The sequence below is a fragment of the Streptomyces sp. NPDC058646 genome, assembly GCF_042716875.1.
GTDB lineage: Bacteria > Actinomycetota > Actinomycetes > Streptomycetales > Streptomycetaceae > Streptomyces.
The window spans coordinates 1-5569 of the sequence record NZ_JBHXRK010000068.1 but is presented as its reverse complement, the minus strand read 5'-3'; the positions used below and the strand labels follow the sequence as shown (position 1 = coordinate 5569).

The 5569-nt window shown below is 67.0% G+C and carries 5 protein-coding genes; 3 read left to right on the top strand and 2 right to left on the bottom strand.

From position 1 onward, the window contains the following. Window positions 1-676: 676 nt before the first annotated feature. Both ACFWUZ_RS36065 and ACFWUZ_RS36060 read left to right on the top strand, forming a co-directional pair. The gene (locus ACFWUZ_RS36065; RefSeq protein WP_384382317.1) at window positions 677-1078 is read left to right on the top strand and encodes an SsgA family sporulation/cell division regulator; all 402 of its coding nucleotides are present in this window, start codon (window positions 677-679) and stop codon (window positions 1076-1078) included. Window positions 1079-1154: 76 nt separating this feature from the next. Then, on the top strand, window positions 1155-1505 hold the full coding sequence (locus ACFWUZ_RS36060; protein WP_384382315.1) for a PRC-barrel domain containing protein: 351 nt from the start codon (window positions 1155-1157) through the stop codon (window positions 1503-1505). Here the strand turns inward: ACFWUZ_RS36060 and ACFWUZ_RS36055 are convergent. Next, a complete protein-coding gene (locus ACFWUZ_RS36055; protein ID WP_384382321.1) occupies window positions 1502-2593 on the bottom strand; it encodes an IS630 family transposase in 1092 nt (363 codons plus the stop codon). The two genes, ACFWUZ_RS36060 and ACFWUZ_RS36055, sit on opposite strands and share 4 nt — an antisense overlap. A gap of 207 nt (window positions 2594-2800) precedes the next feature. On the opposite strand from ACFWUZ_RS36055, the gene ACFWUZ_RS36050 reads away from it, so the two are divergent. Then, a complete protein-coding gene (locus tag ACFWUZ_RS36050; RefSeq protein ID WP_384382313.1) occupies window positions 2801-2974 on the top strand; it encodes a hypothetical protein in 174 nt (57 codons plus the stop codon). A 177-nt stretch (window positions 2975-3151) separates the two neighbouring features. Here ACFWUZ_RS36050 and ACFWUZ_RS36045 read toward each other — a convergent pair whose 3' ends face one another. Then, window positions 3152-5497, bottom strand: a complete 2346-nt coding sequence (locus ACFWUZ_RS36045; protein ID WP_384382319.1) for a UvrD-helicase domain-containing protein — start codon at window positions 5495-5497, stop codon at window positions 3152-3154. Window positions 5498-5569 lie beyond the last annotated feature (72 nt).

Sequence of the window (5569 nt, the reverse complement as noted above, 5' to 3'; positions counted from 1 at the left end):
CCATGAAGCGGGCACTCGTTCGACTTATCAGACTCCATCGGCCGACAGTACCGCCGACCGATCTCCCAGGTCACAGCGTTATACGGGACAAGCCTTAGGCTGGCGGGGTGTCCGAGGGCGCCGGGCAAGCCGGAGAGCGGGTGTGTGCGGGCTGCGGTGAACGGCTGAGGCCGGAAGCACGGCCTGCAGCCGTGTACTGCTCGGCGGCATGTCGTTCCAGGCAGTGGCGTCGGAGCCGCTGGCTGCGCAAGCGGGTGGCCGCGGAGTTGAGCGGCGTGGGTCTGGGCAAGTGCCCGGAATGCGGGGGCACTTGGGTGGCCGGGGTGGACCGGCGTTCGAACGCCGTCTACTGCTCGCGGCGGTGCGTCACGAGAGCCTGGCGGGCTCGGAAGGAAACGTTCGGCGAACGGGACGCCATGGTCGCCACCCGGCAGAGGACATGACGCGGGCCCGTCCGGAAGACCGAACGGGGCCGCGTGTCTTTCCAGGTCCTGTCAGCTGTCCCGGCCGTGGACAGCCAGGAGCCGTCCCAAAAGGCCCATCACGCTGCACTTCGTCCACCTTCTCAAAGACAAGATCGGCAACCGCATCACGGTCGCTCCGGAGTGAGTACGGCGGGAAAGGGCACACGAGAGGCGCGCGTCCCGCCTATTTCGGAGGCTTCCTCATGTCCTGCATGTCCAGTCTGATGGCTGTCCGTCTCGAGACGGGGAAGGGTGATGTGCCGCTCTTCGCCCGGTTTTCCTATTCCACAGATAATCCATACGCGGTCCAGGCGGACTTCTTCGACGGTCTGGCCATCCTGGCTTCCTGGCAGTTCGACCGGCAGATGCTGGCCGAGGGGGCGCATCGGCCGATGGGTGAAGGAGACGTCACCTTCCGCCCCCACACGGGGGTGGGCGGCGCCGAAGTCCGTATCGGCTTGCGAAACCACAGTGATGGCCGAGAAGGACAGACCGTGCTCTGTGCGGATGGCGGCGCGCTGAAAGCGTTCCTGAATCGGACTTACGCCGTGGTGGGCGAAGGAGAGGAGTTCCTCGATCTTGACAAGCTCCTCGAAGAGTTCCTGGCCCGCTGAAGGTCCAGCGCATCATCGGATGCTGTCGCAGGGCGCCTGGGCGGCGGGGCTTTCAAGAAGCAGAGGAGTATCGGTGATGGCGCAGGACCCGTGGAGCTTTAACCCGTCGTGCGGTCAGCTGGCCGGCATTGACCTGACCGGATGGCGGGTGGAGGCCGCTGACGGCCATATCGGCGAAGTGGACGAGCACTGCGACAAGACGGGCAACGCGTTCCTGGTGGTGGATGCGGGCGGATGGATCTTCGGGAAGCTACTGATCCCGGCGGGGGCGGTGACGCGGATGGACCATGCCGGGCGCACGCTCCATCTGAGCCTGAGCCGGGGGCAGGTGGAAGACGCTCCTCAATTCCTGCCAGACCAGCACCGTGGCGACCGGGAGTACTGGGAGGACATCGTGAAGTACTACTGGAAGGCTGGCCCCTGCTAGTGACCTGAGTCAGAGATTCGGCGGCAGTAGGCGGCGACTTTGTCGAGGATCTCGTCGGCGGTCTTCGTCCAGACGAAGGGCCTGGGTTGGTCGTTCCAGTCGGCGAGCCAGGCCCGGATATCGCGCTCGAGGGCCTGGACGGAGCGGTGGACTCCCCGCTTGAGCTTCTTCTGCGTGAGCTCGGCGAACCACCACTCCACCAGGTTCAGCCACGACGCACTCGTCGGCGTGAAGTGCAGGTGGAACCGCGGGTGCGCCAGCAGCCACCGCTTGATGTCGGGGGTCTTGTGGGTCGCATAGTTGTCGAGGATCAGGGGGACCTGAAGATCTGCCGGGACCTCCTTGTCGAGTTTGGTCAGGAACTTCTTGAACTCGACGGCCCGGTGGCGGCGGTGCAGTGAGCCGATCACCTTGCCGGTAGCCACCTCCAGGGCCGCGAAGAGGGTGGTCGTGCCGGCCCGGATGTAGTCGTGGCTGCGGCGCTCGGGAACACCGGGCATCATCGGCAGGACCGGCTGGGACCGGTCCAGGGCCTGGATCTGCGACTTCTCGTCCACGCAGAGGACCAGAGCCTTCTCCGGTGGGTCCAGGTAGAGGCCGACAACATCACGGACCTTGTCGATGAACAGCGGATCCGTCGACAGCTTGAACGTCTGCGACCGGTGCGGCGCCAGCGTGAACGCCCGCCAGATCCTGGAGACGGTCGATTGCGACATCCCGGTCGCCGCGGCCATCGACCTGGTCGACCAGTGCGTCGCGTTCTTCGGCGTCTCTTCCAGGGTTTTCACGATCACCCGCTCGACGTCCGCGTCGGTGATCTTCCGCGGGACACCCGGCCGCGGCTCGTCGCCCAGCCCGTCCAGACCATGTGCAAGGAAGCGCCGCCGCCAGGTCCGCACCGTATCCGGAGCGACCCGCAACCGACGGGACACCTCCATCACCGAGTGCCCCTCCGCGCACTCCAACACGATCCGCGACCGCTGAGCCAAAGCCTGAGCCGTCGAGCGACGACGTAACCAACCCTCCAGCACAACACGCTGGGCATCAGTCACCAACAACGGCGGAATCTTCGGACCAGGACGACTCATACCCAAACCAACGACAAACCTCAGACTCATGTCACTAGGCAGTGTCTGATGGCTCTTGCCCAGATCGTAGATCTGCTCCCGTGCCGGGCGAGAGCGGGACATGGCGCGTCGGCATGAACTGACGGATGCTCAGTGGGATCGCATAGCCCCGCTCCTCTCGGAGACCAGTGCCCCAGGCGGTCGGGGGGGCCGTGTCTGCGGATGGGCATGTACCGCACTGTCCTGGCGGAAGGCCAGCAGGAGGACCTGGTGAAGCTCCTCACCCGCGACCTGCTCCTGGCCCAGTGGCCCACTCTGCGCGGGCTGGTCTCCCGGCACCTGCGGCAGGCCTGGGAAGAGGCGTTCTCTGAGCTCAGGGCTGCGGCAGGAGCCGCCGCGTGAACCTCACCGACATGTACCGTCGGCTGCTGAGCGCGTCATCGACATTAGTACTTCCCCTTCATGATTACCGGCGGATACGCGGGGGCCAGGCCGCGGCCTGGTCGCCCCCTCAGCGAAGGCGGCCAGTGCCGGGCTGCCACCCCTCGTGACTGGTTCCGGAGCAGTCCGCCGTGGTTATCAGCGGCGGGCTGCCTCGTGCAGGTGCTGGCGCAGCCGTGCGCGCAGTTGCGGTAGAGGGGCGCTCGCACCGAGTCGTCGCAGGAAGTCGGCGGCATCCCAGGTGAGCAAACCTCCCTGGCGGGAGAGGTACAGGCCTACCTGGTCGATGCCGAACTGGTTGTCGTAGTCCAGCAGGAGGTAGCCGGCGAGCTGGTAGATCTCTTCGCGACCGAGGCGGCGGGGGTCCTTGGTGGCTTTGCAGTCCAGCAGCAAGCCGCCGAGGATGTAGTCGGCGTCGGCGCCGCCGATGTCGGCGCTGCCGGCGAATACCGGGCCGCACACGCGAGCCCTTGGCGGCAGGGCCCGGAAGGTGGCGAATGGACTGTCGGCGAGCCGCATCTGATGGTCGATGTCGGTCGCGACGTACTCGGGGACCGCCGCGGTGAGGCCGCCTAGGGTCGTGGCGGGGGTGGCCTGGGCAAGCATACTGAAGCGGCGGATCTCACCGGTGCGGGCAATGTCCTCGAAAAAGCCGGCCACGAAACACAGCCGGGTGAGCGCGTGAGCCTGCAGGCTGCCGGGGTTGGCGATGTAGGTGTCGACGGTGGCCAGCAGCTCCCGGCCCGCCTCATGCAGAGCCCTGCGCGCCCCACGAGCCGGTGCGCCGCGCAGCGGTCCGGTTTCGTCAAGGAGCATGACACCGGCGGCCACGGCCAGTCCGAGCCGCCCTCCGAGGCTGATGCGGAGGCGGTAGTCGACGGCGTGCCCGAGGGCCGACCAGTTCGGGTACTGCACGTCGATCGGCTGAACCGGGTACGGGAGGCCCACGATGCGTGCCTGATAGTCGCCCACCAGGTTCTGGCTGTAGGGCAGGTGGGCGGCCATGAACTGCGAGATCGGTGAGGAGTCGTACTTCAGTTGGCCGGTCAGGCTCAGCTCGATCATCGGCCGCCCGGCCACTGTGCCGTCCCGGCCGGCGCTGGCCGTGGTCTTTTCGTACTCGTCGATCCATGCAATGCCGTCGGTGTCCAGCAGATGGCGGGCCCGGGTGACCGCCACATAGATCAGGCGGGCCTCGCTCGCATTCAGCGCGCGCTGCAGACCATGGTCGTCCACCGACGGGGCCATGAAGCCCTTGCCGATGCGTACCGACGGCCACTCCCGCCCCTTAGCTTTGTGCGCGGTAGAGACGGTGACTTGTGCCTTCTCCTCCGGTGAGAGGCGGTCCACCGCGGCAATGATCTGGTCAGGGCCGTAGGTGTCGACGAGCTGCACGATCGCTTTGAGGTCCTGGCCGGCTTTGTCCTGCTCGGCGTACTCCTGCACCTCGCCCCAGGAGGAGAACAAGAACAGTTCCGGGTGGCTGGTGCGCTGCCCGGCTTGGAGTTCGAGTGCGGCCTTGGCGATGCGCTGCAGGGCGCTGCCCCCGCCGGTGAGCGCCACCGGGATGCCGAGCTCCAGGAAGGATAGGACTTCGCTCATCGCGTCCACGTTGCCCCGGCACAGTACCGCCTCGGGCTGCGCAACCTCGCCCACGCGGGAGCCGGGGCCGTGGCCAGTCAGCTGCATCTCCGACTCGGCGTGCCCCAGCCACCGGTTGGCCACCTCGGCGATGGCCGGGCCGAAGCGGAAGGACTGGGTCAGGCGCAGCTGCTCGGCCGGGAAGCCGGTCATCACGTCGCGCGCGTTGCGCCAGCCGTAGATCTGCTGGGCAGGGTCCCCGACGCACACCCGCTGGGCGTCCTGGGCGAGGAAGACCTCCTCCAGGACCGGGTTGGTGTCCTGGGCCTCGTCCAGCAGTACGAAGTCCGCCCCGAGCTGCGGGAAGGTCATCGCCCACAGCTTCATGTAGTGGTCGTGCTCGAACCGCAGCCGGCCCGCGGGCGAGCAGATGTCCTGCCACGCACGATGGGCGTAGGGCAGCAGGGTGCGGGCGAGATAGTCCTGGCCAGGACCGTCGAGGCCGTTGACCGGCTCCATGTGGCGGGCCATGACCTGCCGGTCGGTGGTGTAGCAGAACTTACGGACCATGCCCATCACCAGACGTGCGGCGTGAGTGAGCTTGATCTGACGGGAGCTGACGTCAAGGTCTCGGGTGATGCCGAGCAGGCGAGCGGTGTGCTTGGCGGGGATCCTAGCCGAGGCGTCGAGACGCTCACGGTAGTGGTGGCCGACTGCTCGGAAGGCCAGGGAGTGCGCGGTACGGCACTCCACATTCGGCCCGAACCGACCGCGGGCGTCATCGGCGATCGCCCGGTTGAACGCCACGTACAGCCCGCGCTTGCGGGTCGCGGCGCCCATCAGGATCAGGGTGGACGTCTTGCCAGTCCCCGCTCCGGCGACTACTGAACTTGAATGCGTGATGTCGGTCTGATCGTGGTCAGTCGTCCATGGGCAGGCCGGTTCCGGCGAGGCATCCGTCGACGAGGTGTGGCC